15 protein-coding genes and 1 tRNA gene are annotated in these 13,178 nt (G+C 66.9%); 10 read left to right on the top strand and 6 right to left on the bottom strand.

The annotated features are described in order from the left end of the window. Positions 1-5 precede the first annotated feature (5 nt). From cgtA to rplU, 3 genes are all read right to left on the bottom strand, one after another. Complete coding sequence (cgtA, locus tag AC1RQF_RS12365; RefSeq protein ID WP_274001054.1) at positions 6-1,118, bottom strand: Obg family GTPase CgtA; 1,113 nt, start codon at positions 1,116-1,118, stop codon at positions 6-8. A gap of 149 nt (positions 1,119-1,267) precedes the next feature. Continuing rightward, positions 1,268-1,531, bottom strand: a complete 264-nt coding sequence (rpmA, locus tag AC1RQF_RS12360; protein WP_274001052.1) for a 50S ribosomal protein L27 — start codon at positions 1,529-1,531, stop codon at positions 1,268-1,270. A gap of 24 nt (positions 1,532-1,555) precedes the next feature. After that, on the bottom strand, positions 1,556-1,867 hold the full coding sequence (rplU, locus tag AC1RQF_RS12355) for a 50S ribosomal protein L21 (RefSeq protein WP_111484783.1): 312 nt from the start codon (positions 1,865-1,867) through the stop codon (positions 1,556-1,558). Positions 1,868-2,086: 219 nt separating this feature from the next. Between rplU and AC1RQF_RS12350 the strand changes: the two genes are divergently transcribed. From AC1RQF_RS12350 to AC1RQF_RS12340, 3 genes are all read left to right on the top strand, one after another. After that, a complete protein-coding gene (locus tag AC1RQF_RS12350) occupies positions 2,087-3,079 on the top strand; it encodes a polyprenyl synthetase family protein (RefSeq protein ID WP_274001050.1) in 993 nt (330 codons plus the stop codon). Positions 3,080-3,109: 30 nt separating this feature from the next. Then, positions 3,110-3,186, top strand: a tRNA-Pro gene (locus tag AC1RQF_RS12345). A gap of 131 nt (positions 3,187-3,317) precedes the next feature. After that, positions 3,318-4,343 carry a DUF6538 domain-containing protein gene (locus tag AC1RQF_RS12340; protein WP_492872151.1) on the top strand — a complete coding sequence of 342 codons (1,026 nt, stop codon included), beginning with the start codon at positions 3,318-3,320 and terminating at the stop codon, positions 4,341-4,343. A gap of 191 nt (positions 4,344-4,534) precedes the next feature. On the opposite strand, the gene AC1RQF_RS12335 is transcribed toward AC1RQF_RS12340, so the two are convergent. Further along, positions 4,535-4,777, bottom strand: a complete 243-nt coding sequence (locus AC1RQF_RS12335; protein WP_492872181.1) for an H-NS histone family protein — start codon at positions 4,775-4,777, stop codon at positions 4,535-4,537. Between the two features lie 533 nt (positions 4,778-5,310). Here AC1RQF_RS12335 and AC1RQF_RS12330 point away from each other — a divergent pair. The 7 genes from AC1RQF_RS12330 (at position 5,311) to AC1RQF_RS12300 (ending at position 11,844) form a co-directional block, all read left to right on the top strand. After that, a complete protein-coding gene (locus AC1RQF_RS12330) occupies positions 5,311-6,606 on the top strand; it encodes an HlyC/CorC family transporter (protein WP_492872150.1) in 1,296 nt (431 codons plus the stop codon). An 83-nt stretch (positions 6,607-6,689) separates the two neighbouring features. Then, the gene (locus AC1RQF_RS12325) at positions 6,690-7,943 is read left to right on the top strand and encodes a GspE/PulE family protein (protein ID WP_274001046.1); all 1,254 of its coding nucleotides are present in this window, start codon (positions 6,690-6,692) and stop codon (positions 7,941-7,943) included. Next, a complete protein-coding gene (locus tag AC1RQF_RS12320; protein WP_492872149.1) occupies positions 7,940-9,154 on the top strand; it encodes a type II secretion system F family protein in 1,215 nt (404 codons plus the stop codon). Before AC1RQF_RS12325 ends, AC1RQF_RS12320 begins: the two co-directional genes overlap by 4 nt. A 45-nt stretch (positions 9,155-9,199) precedes the next feature. After that, positions 9,200-10,111 carry a prepilin peptidase gene (locus tag AC1RQF_RS12315; RefSeq protein WP_274004433.1) on the top strand — a complete coding sequence of 304 codons (912 nt, stop codon included), beginning with the start codon at positions 9,200-9,202 and terminating at the stop codon, positions 10,109-10,111. Positions 10,112-10,115: 4 nt separating this feature from the next. Next, positions 10,116-10,724, top strand: a complete 609-nt coding sequence (gene coaE / locus AC1RQF_RS12310; RefSeq protein WP_492872148.1) for a dephospho-CoA kinase — start codon at positions 10,116-10,118, stop codon at positions 10,722-10,724. A gap of 126 nt (positions 10,725-10,850) precedes the next feature. Next, a complete protein-coding gene (zapD, locus tag AC1RQF_RS12305) occupies positions 10,851-11,606 on the top strand; it encodes a cell division protein ZapD (RefSeq protein WP_274001042.1) in 756 nt (251 codons plus the stop codon). A 34-nt stretch (positions 11,607-11,640) separates the two neighbouring features. Beyond that, positions 11,641-11,844, top strand: coding sequence for a DNA gyrase inhibitor YacG (locus AC1RQF_RS12300; RefSeq protein ID WP_252984390.1), 204 nt, complete (start codon positions 11,641-11,643; stop codon positions 11,842-11,844). A gap of 32 nt (positions 11,845-11,876) precedes the next feature. Here AC1RQF_RS12300 and AC1RQF_RS12295 read toward each other — a convergent pair whose 3' ends face one another. Next, positions 11,877-12,311, bottom strand: coding sequence for an NUDIX domain-containing protein (locus AC1RQF_RS12295; RefSeq protein ID WP_274001041.1), 435 nt, complete (start codon positions 12,309-12,311; stop codon positions 11,877-11,879). Continuing rightward, complete coding sequence (locus AC1RQF_RS12290; RefSeq protein ID WP_492872147.1) at positions 12,308-13,177, bottom strand: ATP-binding protein; 870 nt, start codon at positions 13,175-13,177, stop codon at positions 12,308-12,310. Before AC1RQF_RS12290 ends, AC1RQF_RS12295 begins: the two co-directional genes overlap by 4 nt. Position 13,178 lies beyond the last annotated feature (1 nt).

Here is a 13,178-nt window from a genome sequence, read left to right as displayed (position 1 = left end):
TCGGGTCAGGAGGCGTCCGGCTCCGCATCGGGCTTGGCCGCGCCCGGCTCGTCGCGGAAACGCACGTCGGATGCGAGGTCTTCCGCCTCCGCCGCGCGATGCGCGTCGGAATGGGCCGCCACGTAGTCGTACACCGCGTAGACGAGGTTCTCGCAGCCCTGCCCGGTCAGCGCCGAGATCTCGAACACCGGGCCTTGCCAGCCGAAGCGCTCGACGAAATCGGCGACCCGCGCGCGGCGCTCGTCCTCGGGCACCATGTCAAGCTTGTTCAACACCAGCCAGCGCGGCTTTTCATACAGCGCCTCGTCGTACTTGCGCAGCTCGCCGACGATCGCCTTCGCCTCCGCGACCGGGTCGACACTCTCGTCGAACGGCGCGAGATCGACCAGATGCAGCAGCACGCCGGTGCGCTGCAGGTGACGCAGGAACTGGTGACCGAGCCCCGCGCCTTCCGCCGCGCCTTCGATCAGGCCCGGAATATCGGCGATCACGAAGCTCTTGCTCGGACCGACGCGCACCACGCCGAGATTCGGCGCGAGGGTCGTAAACGGATAATCGGCAATCTTCGGCTTCGCGTTCGACACCGACGAGATAAAGGTCGACTTGCCCGCGTTCGGCATGCCGAGCAGGCCGACGTCGGCCAGCACCTTCAGCTCGAGGCGCAGCATGCGGCGTTCGCCGGGCTTGCCCTCGGTCTTCTGGCGCGGCGCGCGGTTCGTGCTCGACTTGAAGTGCAGGTTGCCGAGGCCGCCCGCGCCGCCCTGCGCGACCTGCACCTTCTGCTCGTGCTCGGTCAGGTCGGCGATCAGCTCGCCCGTGTCCATGTCGGTGATCACGGTGCCGACCGGCATGCGCAGCGTGATGTCGTCGCCGCCCTTGCCGTAGCAGTCGGAACCGCGGCCGTTCTCGCCGTTGCGCGCGAGGTGCTTCTTCGCGTAGCGGTAGTCGATCAGCGTGTTGATGTTGCGATCGGCGATCGCGTACACGCTGCCGCCGCGCCCGCCGTCGCCGCCGTCCGGTCCGCCGAACGGAACGAATTTCTCGCGGCGCATCGACGCGCTGCCATCGCCTCCGTCGCCGGCGATGACTTCGATTCGCGCTTCGTCAATGAACTTCATTCGTTACTCCGTCCAGTATTTCCAGATATTGTGCCGCGAGCCGCCGTGCTTGACCAATCGGTCGCGGAAGCGCGCCTGCGGGCGCGCCAATGAAAAAGGCCCCGCCAAAGCTGCGGGGCCTTTCGGCTTCGAAGCCCGGGCTGCCTGACTTAGGCAGCGACCGGAACGACGTTGACCATGTGCTTCTTGTCTGCGCCCTTGGTCCCGAACGTCACGTGACCATCGACCAGTGCGAACAGCGTGTGGTCCTTGCCCATGCCGACGTTGTCGCCGGGATGCATGCGCGTACCGCGCTGACGCACGATGATGCCGCCGGCGTTGATTGCCTGGCCGCCGTACACCTTCACGCCGAGACGCTTCGACTCGGAGTCGCGGCCATTCCGGGAAGAGCCGCCTGCCTTTTTGTGTGCCATCTGTTTGCTCCTTGCCCGAGGCGCTTACGCGTTGATCGCGTCGATGCGCAGCTCGGTGTAGTTCTGGCGGTGGCCAGCGTGCTTTTGGTAGTGCTTCCGGCGACGCATCTTGAAGATGGTGACCTTGGCATGACGACCGTGCGATACGACGGTAGCCTTGACGGAAGCCCCACTGACCAGCGGCGTACCGAACTTAATCGATTCGCCTTCGCCCACTGCGAGAACCTGGTCGAGCGTGATTTCAGCGTCAATGTCTGCCGGTATCTGTTCTACTTTCAATTTTTCGCCAACGGCAACCTTGTACTGCTTGCCGCCGGTTTTTATGACCGCGTACATTGAGAACCTCACTCTGGATCTATTTTTCCGCGCACCACGCACGGAAAACGCTTGATTATACATAGAGTTAGCACCGAGGTCAAAACCTGCCGACGGCTCCCATTCCCCGGCCCTCGGCGGGGGCCGGGGAATGGGACTGCGCGCGGGCGCCGCGCGCGCAACAGCCCGGTGAACGGGTGATTCGCCTTATAATCCGCCGCACTACCCATTTTCATCATCATGTCGTCGACCGCCACCCCTTCCCTCAGCGCCGCCCACCTGCTCGCTCCGATCGCCAGCGATATGGAACAGGTGAATCGCGTCATCCGGCAAAGCCTCGCGTCCGACGTGCTGCTGATCAACCAGATCGCCGAGTACATCATCGGAGCGGGCGGCAAGCGGCTGCGTCCGGCGCTGCTGCTGCTCGTGGCCGGCGCGCTTGGCGACAGCACGGCGCATCGCCACACGCTCGCGGCCGTCGTCGAGTTCATCCACACCGCCACGCTGCTGCATGACGACGTCGTCGACGAATCGGAGTTGCGGCGCGGCCGCAAGACCGCGAACGCGCTGTTCGGCAACGCGGCCAGCGTGCTCGTGGGCGACTACCTGTATTCGCGCTCGTTCGAGATGATGGTCGGCGTCGGCAAGATGCGCATCATGGAGATCCTGTCGGAAGCCACGACGATCATTTCCGAGGGCGAGGTGCTGCAGTTGCTGAACATGCACGACGCCGACGTCGACGAGACCCGCTACATGCAGGTGATCCGCTACAAGACCGCGAAGCTGTTCGAGGCCTCGGCCCGGCTCGGCGCGGTGCTCGCGGGCGCCGACGCGCCGACCGAGGCCGCGGCCGCCGAATACGGCCGCCGCATCGGCACCGCCTTTCAGATCATGGACGACTGGCTCGACTACACGGGCAGCGCGGAATCGATGGGCAAGAACGCCGGCGACGACCTGCGCGAAGGCAAGCCGACCCTGCCGCTCATCTATCTGATCGAGCGCGGCACGCCGGAACAGGCGGCGCTCGCGCGCGAAGCGATCGAACAGGGCGGCACCGACCGCTTCGACACGATCTTCGACGCGATCACGCGTTCGGGCGCGCTCGACCATACGCTGGAATGCGCACGGCAAGAGGCTCAGGCAGCCGCTGAAGCAATTTCTTCATTTCCCTCTTCCATCTTTAAAAATAGCCTGCTAGAATTATGCTCTTACTCGACGTCACGGCAGTCTTGAACGAGACTGGAGCGACGAAAGAGTCCAAATCGGGGTGTAGCTTAGCCTGGTAGAGCGCTACGTTCGGGACGTAGAGGCCGGAGGTTCGAATCCTCTCACCCCGACCAGATTTAAGGCCCGGAAAGCCTGTCAGATAAAGAGATCTCTTGTCTGGCAAAGCTTTCCGGGCTTTCTCGTTTCTGGGTGTGCCAGTTTGGTGTGTCAATTCCACCGTGCGAAAATGCGGGGAGTGACTGACTTGGCATCCCTTCCCTCCGGCGTCCATCTGCGCCCTGGCTCATCCGTGTTCCAACTGCGGATCGGCGTACCCAAAGACCTTCAGCAACACTTCCGCAACCCGAAGACCGGCAAGCCGAAGGCCGACGCTTTCCGCGCGAGCCTCAGAACGAGCAATCGCGCCGAAGCCGGCACGCGGGCGCACGAGATCATCGCGGAGTGGCAACGGAAATTCGATGCGCTCAGGGCGAAGGATCAACCTGCCCCGATCGTGCCGTTTCTGGACCCACAACCCCGATTACGTCAAGGCAACTGGATGCCTACCCTACAAATGAGAACTGGATCCCTTCTTTGTGCTGCGGCTCTCACGCTTTTGGCATCCGCCGCGTGCGCCAGCGACGCCAAGATATTTGATGGCTACGACTCGTACTACACCTCCCTTCCGAATGCGATCTTTCACAAGGCCACCAAGGAAGGTTTCGAGTCTTCGTTTTATGACGAGAAGGATGGCCTGGAGGTCGAGTTGGATACGACCGTGGGCGGCAGAAAGATGTCCATCGTCATTGGGGATGGCGTCTTCGAACTGAATGGCGTCAGACATGCATTCAAGGATGCGGTGACGTTTCAGGGCGAATCCAGCTCGGGCACCATCCCACCCACCGGCTTCAACGTCTATATCTCGGACAAACAGAGGGATGCGAAGCCGCTTATTTGCCTCGAAGGTGTCGCCAATGGGTCCGGAGAGTACGACCGCTACAAGCAGGTGTACCTAATCGTCAATCCAACTGCCCCGAAGAGAGCGGCGGTGTACCACTTGGCGAGCTTGTTCGCATCTTGCAAGGCGCTGGTCCGCACTGGCAGCAATGGCATTGCGTTTCCGGCCAATGATTATCTGACCAACGCCACTGACAAGAGCCGAATCGGAGTGATTTCGCGCTACTACAAAATAGCCGACGGGGTGTTCGTGCCGACAGGCGAGGCCACGCGCCTACTCTTCGAGGCCCCGGACAGTGGAAACGTGTTTAGATTTTCCGTGGGAACGCCCTGACACCTCGATCTCCTTCGCGCTCCTAGGCCATCTAGTCCGGATCGACACCGGCTGATGTGATCGGCAACCATTGATCTGGTCTACCGAGAGGTCAGTACACGCATGAATGCCCGAAGACCCGCTCATCGGAGTATCTCCGGGCTGCCGCGCTTTGAGTTCGCTGCGGCATGTAGCGGCAATGAGCGAGCCGGCTACTGGGCCCGGGCAATGAGGAAGTCCTCACGGTTACGGCCGGCAATCCATCGGGGCACTCGCCCGCGCCCGCTCCATGTCGCTCCTGACAAGGGATCACGGTACTTCTGAATGGCGCGACCTCTCGTAGAGCGCCGGACCAGTTTTGCCCGTGCGCCGAATACGTCGTCGGGCGTAATGCCGAATTCGAGGATGGCAGCGCGAAGTTCGGCAATGACCACGCTTGCCTGCTCCCTCCGCATCGTCTCCGCCTGTTGCTGCAATTGCCGGATCTGGTTTTGTAGTTCTTGGAAAGTCGTCACTGTTGGCCCTCGACAATAGATACCTGATTGATGAAGGCACGGCTACGCCGCAACCCGACATGACCGTCGCTCCACATCTGCCGAACCGGCTTCCGGAGCTTCAAGCATGCAGAACTGAACGAGAAGCGAATTGCCTATGGCAGTCGGAAATCTGAACAACCTGTAGATCAACATCGCAGCTAGGCGATATGACGAACTGAAGCCTGATCACGCGGCAGCAACATGGCCATCCATCCCCTTTTACCACAACAGTGGTCAACGCCCCCCAACGCCGGCCAATCGCACGCTTCGTTCGCCGAGTGTTATAATTGCGGCTTAGCCCATCCGGCCTTGAAAAAGCCGTCCAGCGATCTGGACGGCTTTTTTGTTTCCGGTGCTCAGGGGACATGGCCCGCGTGACACAATCCGCTCCCGCCCCCTCTGCTATAGTTCCTTTCCATTCCTGCCCTTCACTGCCTGCACTGACCTGACGCGTGGACCAAATTCCCTTATGGGCGCAAATCAGCGCCGTCTTCCTGCTTCTCCTCTGCTCCAGCTTCTTCTCCATCTCTGAAACGGCGATGATGGCGCTCAACCGCCATCGGCTGAAACATCTCGCGAGCCAGGGCGCACTCGGCGCCAAGACGACGCAGCGGCTGCTCGCGCGCACCGACCAGCTGCTGAGCGTGATCCTGATCGGCAACAACCTGCTCAACACGATCATCCCGGTCCTGACCACCTCGATCGCGCTGCATACCTTCGGCCGCGACAACTTCGTGCTGTCGATCGCGACCGGCCTCGTTGCGTTCCTGATCATCGTGTTCGCGGAAATCACCCCGAAGATCGTCGGCGCGAGCTTTCCCGAGCGGATCGCGCTGCCCGCCAGCGTCGTGATCGCGCCGCTGATGCGCCTCCTGATGCCGCTCGTGTGGTTCGTCAATGCGCTCGCCGGCGCGATCCTCGCGCTGCTGCACATCAATACCAAGGGCGCCCGCGACCAGCGGCTGTCGGCCGAGGAGCTGCGCACCGTCGTGCTGGAGTCGGGCAGCTTCATGCCGACCCAGCACCGCAGCATCCTGCTGAACCTGTTCGACCTCGAGAACATCACCGTCGACGACGTGATGATCCCGCGCCGCCAGATCGAGTCGCTCAACTTCTACGCGCCGCTCGACGACGTCCTGCACCAGCTCGAGACCTGTTATCACAACCGCCTCGTGGTCTACGAAGGCGACATCGACAAGGTGCTCGGCGTGCTGCACGTGCGCAAGACGCTGACCGCGCTGCACAACCAGGACTTCGACCGCGAGACGCTGCGCGAGCTGCTCGCCGAGCCATACTACGTGCCGTCCGGCACGCCGGTGTTCCAGCAGCTCAAGTACTTCCAGGAAAGCCGCCAGCGCACCGCCCTCGTCGTCAACGAGTACGGCGAACTGGAAGGGCTCGTCACGCCCGAGGACATCATCGAGGAACTGATCGGCGAGTTCACCACGTCGATGCCGCGCACCGAAGGCGCGAACGGCGGCTGGAACGCCGACGGCGAATGCATCGTGTCCGGCGGCATGCCGCTGCGCGAGCTGAACCGCTGGCTGGGCCTGAGCCTGCCCACCGACGGCCCGAAGACGCTCAACGGCCTGATCCTCGAAGTGCTCGAGGAGATCCCGGACGACGACGTATGCCTGAAGATCGGCGACGTGATGCTCGAGGTGATGCGCAGCGACGACCAGGCCGTGCGCACGGTCAAGCTCTTCAAGCCGCGCGCGCCGCGCGCCGGCCGCACGCTGCGCGCCTGACCGAACGGCCGACTGCCGCGCGCGGCGCACGCGCGCGATGATCGACGCATCGCCCCCAGCAGGCGGCCGCGAGGCCGGTTCCGATGTCGTCCATTCCGTTCGCGCCGGCCGCCTCGCCGGCCACGCCCTCCCTCCATCCGGTTCAGGCCGCCGCCGCGCGCGCCGACGACGCGCCGGCGGTCGCGCTGCTGGCCGGCCTGCTGCAGGCCGCGCACCAGCGCAACGCATCCGATCTCCATCTCGAACCGTCCGAGCACGCCTGGCGCGTGCGGCTCCGCATCGACGGCGTGCTGCACGAGTTCGCGCATCCGCCCGCGCACCTGCGCGACGCAGTCGTCACGCGCGTCAAGGTGCTCGCGCGCATGGACATCGCGGAGCGCCGCGTGCCCCAGGACGGCCGCCTGCGTCTCGCGCTCGCGCCCGGGCAGCGCGGCGACTACCGCGTCAGCTCGCTGCCGACGCTGTACGGCGAAAAGCTCGTGCTGCGCCGTCTCGACACGCTGCCCGCCGTCCTGTCGCTGCCCGCGCTGGGCATCGCGCCGGCCGGCGCGCGCGCGATCGAGGCCGCGCTCGATGCGCCGCACGGGCTCGTCCTCGTCACCGGGCCGACCGGCAGCGGCAAAACACGGTCGCTCTACAGCTTCCTGCAGCGGCTCAACCACACCTCGCGCAACCTCTGCACGGTCGAGGACCCGGCCGAGATCCAGCTCGACGGCGTCAACCAGGTCGGCGTGCGCGACAAGGCCGGGCTCACCTTCGCCGTCGCGCTGCGCGCGCTGCTGCGCCAGGATCCCGACGTGATCATGGTCGGCGAGATCCGCGACTTCGAAACCGCCGACGTCGCGCTCAAGGCCGCGCAAACCGGCCACCTCGTCCTCTCGACGCTGCACACGCACGACGCGCCCGCCGCGATCACCCGCCTGCTCGACATCGGCGTCGCGCCCTACAACCTCGCCGCCGCCCTGCACCTCGCCACCGCCCAGCGGCTCCTGCGGCAGCTCTGCACCGGCTGCCGCACGCCATCCGACGCCCCGCCCGCCGCGCTGCGCGAAGCCGGCCTCGACGCCGCCGCGCTGGCGGCCGGCTGGCGGCCGTTCCGCGCGGTCGGCTGTGCGGCCTGTCACGGCATCGGCTACCGGGGACGCATCGGCATCCATCAAGTGATGCCGCTGTCGCCCGCGCTGCGCGAGTTGATCGTCGCGCGCGCGAGCCATCACGCGCTCGCCCGCCAGGCCCGCGACGACGGCATGCGCTCGCTGCGCGACGCGGCGCTCGCGCGCGTCGCCGACGGCTCGACGAGCCTCAGCGAAGCGCTTGCGGCCACGGCGGCGCCATGAGCGCGCCCGAGCCGCCCCCGCTCGAATCGCGCTTTCGCTGGTCGGGCTTCGGCGTCGATGGCGCGCGGCGACGCGGCACCCTGATCGCCGCGACGCCGGGCAGCGCGCGCGCCGCGCTGCGGCGCGACGGCATCACCGTGGTCGCGCTGGAAGCGCGCGGGGCCGCGCCGCCCCCGCGCGTGCGCGCACACGACGTCACCCGCTTCGCGCGCCAGCTCGCGAGCCTGCTGCAGGCGGGCCTGCCGCTCGCGCCGGCGCTCGACCTGTTCGCGCAGGCCACCGCGCGCGACGGCATCGCGCGCATCGCGGACGGGCTCGGGCGCGACATCGTCGCGGGCCGCCCGCTGTCGGACGCGCTGCGCCGCTATCCGCGGCAATTCGGCCCCCTGTTCCGGCAACTGATCCTGATCGGCGAGCAATCGGGCACGCTCGCCACCGTGCTCGCGCGCCTCGCCGACGACCGCGAACGCGCAGCGGCCCAACGCAGCCGGGTGCGCGCGGCGCTCGCCTACCCCGGCGCGGTCCTGTCGTTCGCGTGCGCGCTCACCGCCGCGCTGCTGCTGTGGGTCGTGCCGACCTTCGCACAGATCTTCGAAGGTTTCGGCGCCACCTTGCCCGCGCCGACACGCGTCGTCCTCGCGCTGTCGGGCGGGCTCGCGCGCTGGGGCCCGCCCGCCGCGCTCGGGGCGGCGCTCACCGTCGTCGCCGCCGGTCACGCACGGCGGCGCTCGGCAGCCGCGCGGCTCGCCGCGGCCCGGCTCGCCCTGCGGATTCCGCTCGCGGGGCCTCTGCTGCGCACCCTCGCCGCCGCCCGCTGGAGCCGCGCGCTCGGCACCCTGCTCGGCGCCGGCACGCCGCTCGTCGACGCCTTCGCGTCGCTCGCGCAGGCGAGCGGCAATCCGGTCTTCGATCAGGCCACGGCCGATATCGCGCGGCGGCTGCAGCGCGGCGAACGACTCGCGAATGCGATGCGCGCCGCGGCCTGCTTTCCCGATCCGGTGGTCCAGCCGATCGGCGTGGCCGAGGAAACCGGCACGCTCGATGCAATGCTGGTCGATATCTCGACCCTGTGCGATCGTCAGGTCGACGAGCGCATCGACCTGCTCGCGAGCGTGTGCGAGCCGCTCGTGATCGTGGTGCTGGGCGCGCTGGTCGGCGCGCTCGTGATCGCGATGTACCTGCCGATCGTCCAGCTCGGCAACGTGGTGTAGCATCGCAGCCGAATCTGTCTCCTATTTGCCATGGCCCTTTCATCGATGATCTTCACGCCGCTCTACGCCGACCCGTTCGCGCCCGCCAGCGGGCCGTTGGCCGCCTTCGCCGCGCTGCCGGCCGGATTCCGCTACGGCTTCGCGATCATGCTCGGGCTCGTGATCGGCAGCTTCATCAATGTCGTCGCGCACCGCCTGCCGATCATGATGAAGCGCGCCTGGCAGGCCGAAATCGGCGAGGCGACCGGCGAGCCCGTCGAGCCCGACGACGGCCTGCCCGCGCGCTACAACCTGTGGGTGCCGCGCAGCGCGTGCCCGCATTGCGGCCATGTGCTGCGCGCATGGGAGAACGTGCCGGTGCTCGGCTACCTGGCGCTGCGCGGCCGCTGCGCGCAATGCCGCGCGCCGATCGGGGCGCGCTACCCGCTCGTCGAGCTGGCGAGCGGCGCGCTCGCGGCCGGGTCGCTCGCGGTGTTCGGCCCGGGCGGCGCGGCGCTCGCCGCGTTCGGTCTGTGCGCGACGCTGCTCGCGATGAGCGCGATCGACATCCAGACCGGCTTCCTGCCCGACTCGCTGACGCTGCCGCTGCTGTGGGCCGGGCTCACCGTCAATCTGTGGGGCACCTTCGCGAACCTGCACGCAGCCGTGATCGGCGCGATCGCGGGCTATCTGTTCCTGTGGGGCATCTTCTGGCTGTTCAAATGGCTGCGCGGCATCGAGGGCATCGGCTACGGCGACCTGAAGCTCCTCGCCGCGCTGGGCGCCTGGCTCGGCTGGGAAGCGCTGCCGCAGGTGGTGCTGATCTCCGCGGTCGCGGGCGCGGCCATCGGGCTCATCGCCACCTGGCGCGGCCGGATGCGTTTCGAGGAACCACTGCCGTTCGGCCCGTTCCTCGCGCTCGGCGGCGTGGCCACGCTGTTCGCCGGCACCCCGTTCTATCTCGTGCTCGGAGGCTGACCGCATGTATTCGATCGGACTGACAGGCGGCATCGGCAGCGGCAAGACGACCGTCGCCGCCCTGTTCGGCGAACAGGGCGCCTCGCTCGTCGATACCGACGAGATCGCGCACCGGATCACCGCGCCGCACGGCGCTGCGATGCCGCACATCGCGCGCGAGTTCGGGCCCGGCTTCGTGACGCCCGACGGCGCGCTCGATCGCGCGAAGATGCGCGCACTCGTGTTCAGCGACGAACCCGCGCGCCGCCGGCTCGAAGCGATCACGCACCCGCTGATCCGCGCCGCCACCGACGACGCGGCGCGCGCAGCGCAGGGGCCCTATCTCGTTTATGTGGTGCCGCTGCTGATCGAATCCGGTGCATGGCGGGCGCGCGTCGCGCGCGTGCTCGTCGTCGATTGCGAAGTCGAGACCCAGATCCGCCGCGTGATGCAGCGCAACGGCTTCGCGCGCGCGCAGGTGGAAGCGATCGTCGCACGCCAGGCGACGCGCGCCGCGCGGCTCGCCGCGGCCGATGACGTGATCGTCAACGAGGACGCGCCGCGCGCGCAACTCGCGGCGCGCGTCGCGGCATTGCACCAGCGCTATCTCGCGTACGCCGCCGCCACAAACTGACGCGGCCGTCAGCTTGTTGCGCGCCATGCGGCGCATGCGGCCCGAAAAGGCGCGATTGCTAGGGTAGGTCGCGGGCATTAGAATGTCCTGCAGTTCCGTCACCCCCATCGCGAGAGGCATGCGCGCTTGATCCTTTACGAGTATCCGTTCAACGAACGAATCCGCACGCTGCTGCGTCTCGAAGATTTGTTCGAGCGCTTCGCGTTCTTCATGGCACAAGAAGACGCGAGAGAGCACCATGTCGCGCTGACGACGCTGTTCGAAATCGCCGAGGTCGCCGGCCGCGCGGATCTGAAATCGGATCTGATGAAGGAACTCGAACGCCAGCGCCAGACACTCACGCCGTTTCGCGGCAATCCCGGCATCGAGCAGAACGCACTCGAAGCCGTGCTGGGCGAGATCGAGCAGACGCTCGCGCATCTCGCGCAGATGCAGGGCAAGACCGGCCAGCATCTGACCGACAACGAATGGCTCGCCAGCATTCGCAGCCGCGCGGTGATTCCCGGCGGCACCTGCAAGTTCGACCTCCCGTCCTATTACGCATGGCAGCAATGGCCGGCCGAGCAGCGCCGCCACGACATCGCGAAATGGGCGATGCCGCTCCTGCCGCTGCGCGACGCCGCGACGATCGTGCTGCGCCTCGCGCGCGAATCCGGCCAGGCGTCGAAGGTGATGGCGATGCAGGGCAGCTATCAGCAGATGCTGTCCGGCCGCTCCTACCAGCTCATGCAGGTCAGGGTGCCATCCGAGCTGCGCGTGATTCCCGAGGCCAGCGCGAACAAATACATGCTGTGGGTGCGCTTCACCGTGCAGGATGGCGACGTCCGGCCGCGCGCGGTCGATATCGACGTGCCGTTCCAGCTCACGCTTTGCAACCTGTAGCGGCCTCGCGCCGCACCGACCGTTTTTCTTTCGTATGACTACCGTCGTGAAATGTCCGTCCTGCGGCGCCGAAGTGCGCTGGACGCCCGAGAATCGCTTCCGTCCCTTCTGTTCGGCCCGCTGCAAGCAGCTCGACCTCGGCGCCTGGGCCGCGGAAAAGTACCGGATCGGGACGACGGACGACGAGCCGTCGTCCGAGGAAACGCCGTCGTCCGAACCGGACGACCGGCACAACTGACGCCGCCGCATCGCGCGGCGGCGCGGCGCCGCTTACCGGCGCGCCTCGTCCTGCGCGAGCCGTTCGAGCACCGGCAGGGCCGCCGGCAGCAGCGGCGCGACCTCGACCGGCAGCCGCTGCCAGACGAACGCCTGCCCTTCGCGGCTGTGCGGTTCGCCCGTCCAGCCCGTCACCTTGCAGAAGTAGAGCCGCACGTACGCGTGCGGATAATCGTGTTCGAGCGTGTGCCAGCGCGCGCTCTCGGTCACGACGATGCCCAGTTCCTCGTGCAGCTCGCGCGCGAGCGCCTCCTCGACGCTTTCTCCCGCTTCGAGCTTGCCGCCCGGGAATTCCCAGTAGCCTTCATACGGCTTGCCCTTGAGCCGCTGCGCGAGCAGGTAGCGGCCGTCCGGCTGCACCAGCACGCCCACCGCCACCTCGGTCACCTTGCGGCCGTCCGGCGCGGCCGGCTTCGATCCTTCGGTCATGCATTCTCCTTGCGGCCCGACCAGTCGCGGGCGAATTGCCATGCCACGCGCCCCGAACGCGACCCGCGCTCCAGCGCCCACACGAGCGCATCGCCGCGCGCCGCCTCGACTTCGTCGCCGCCGCAGCCAAAATGGCGCAGCCAATGGCCGACGATCGCCAGGTAATCGTCCTGCTTGAACGGGTAGAAGCTCACCCACAGCCCGAAACGCTCCGACAGCGAGATCTTCTCCTCGACCACCTCGCCCGGATGGATCTCGCCGTCGGGCAGGTGCTTGTAGGTCTCGTTGTCGCTCATGTACTCGGGCAGCAGGTGCCGGCGATTCGAGGTCGCGTAGATCAGCACGTTGTCCGACTGCGCGGCCACCGAGCCGTCGAGCGCGACCTTGAGCGCCTTGTAGCCCGACTCGCCCTCCTCGAACGACAGGTCGTCGCAGAACACGATGAAGCGTTCCGGACGCGCCGAGATCAGGTCGACGATGTCGCCGAGGTCGTGCAGGTCGTCCTTGTCGACTTCGATGAGGCGCAGGCCGTCGCCCGCATAGGCGTTCAGGCAGGCCTTGATCAGCGACGACTTGCCGGTGCCGCGCGCGCCCGTCAGCAATACGTTGTTCGCGGGCTTGCGCTGCACGAACTGGCGCGTGTTCCGTTCGATCAGGCCCTTCTGGCGATCGATGTTCTGCAGGTCGTCGAGCGCGATCGCCGACACCGCCGGCACCGGCTGGAGATAGCCGCGCCCCTGGCGCTTGCGCCAGCGGAACGCGTGGGCCGCGCTCCAGTCGATCGTGGCGGGCGACGGCGGCAACAGCACCTCCACGCGGGCGAGGAGCGCGTCCGCGCGCGCCAGGAATTGATCGAGCTTGTCCATC

This window comes from Burkholderia sp. GW821-FHT14F03, assembly GCF_058803765.1.
The sequence above is the reverse complement of the archived record's forward strand: the minus strand, read 5'-3'. Positions and strand labels throughout refer to the sequence as shown.

What these genes read in the sequence shown, in the direction of transcription:
- rpmA (WP_274001052.1), bottom strand. Translation starts at nt 1,531, where the DNA reads ATGGCACACAAAAAGGCAGGCGGCTCTTCCCGGAATGGCCGCGACTCC.
- coaE (WP_492872148.1), top strand. Translation starts at nt 10,116, where the DNA reads ATGTATTCGATCGGACTGACAGGCGGCATCGGCAGCGGCAAGACGACC.
- AC1RQF_RS12300 (WP_252984390.1), top strand. Translation starts at nt 11,641, where the DNA reads ATGACTACCGTCGTGAAATGTCCGTCCTGCGGCGCCGAAGTGCGCTGG.
- AC1RQF_RS12320 (WP_492872149.1), top strand. Translation starts at nt 7,940, where the DNA reads ATGAGCGCGCCCGAGCCGCCCCCGCTCGAATCGCGCTTTCGCTGGTCG.
- AC1RQF_RS12350 (WP_274001050.1), top strand. Translation starts at nt 2,087, where the DNA reads ATGTCGTCGACCGCCACCCCTTCCCTCAGCGCCGCCCACCTGCTCGCT.
- AC1RQF_RS12335 (WP_492872181.1), bottom strand. Translation starts at nt 4,777, where the DNA reads ATGCGGAGGGAGCAGGCAAGCGTGGTCATTGCCGAACTTCGCGCTGCC.
- rplU (WP_111484783.1), bottom strand. Translation starts at nt 1,867, where the DNA reads ATGTACGCGGTCATAAAAACCGGCGGCAAGCAGTACAAGGTTGCCGTT.
- AC1RQF_RS12325 (WP_274001046.1), top strand. Translation starts at nt 6,690, where the DNA reads ATGTCGTCCATTCCGTTCGCGCCGGCCGCCTCGCCGGCCACGCCCTCC.
- cgtA (WP_274001054.1), bottom strand. Translation starts at nt 1,118, where the DNA reads ATGAAGTTCATTGACGAAGCGCGAATCGAAGTCATCGCCGGCGACGGA.
- AC1RQF_RS12295 (WP_274001041.1), bottom strand. Translation starts at nt 12,311, where the DNA reads ATGACCGAAGGATCGAAGCCGGCCGCGCCGGACGGCCGCAAGGTGACC.
- AC1RQF_RS12290 (WP_492872147.1), bottom strand. Translation starts at nt 13,177, where the DNA reads ATGGACAAGCTCGATCAATTCCTGGCGCGCGCGGACGCGCTCCTCGCC.
- AC1RQF_RS12315 (WP_274004433.1), top strand. Translation starts at nt 9,200, where the DNA reads ATGATCTTCACGCCGCTCTACGCCGACCCGTTCGCGCCCGCCAGCGGG.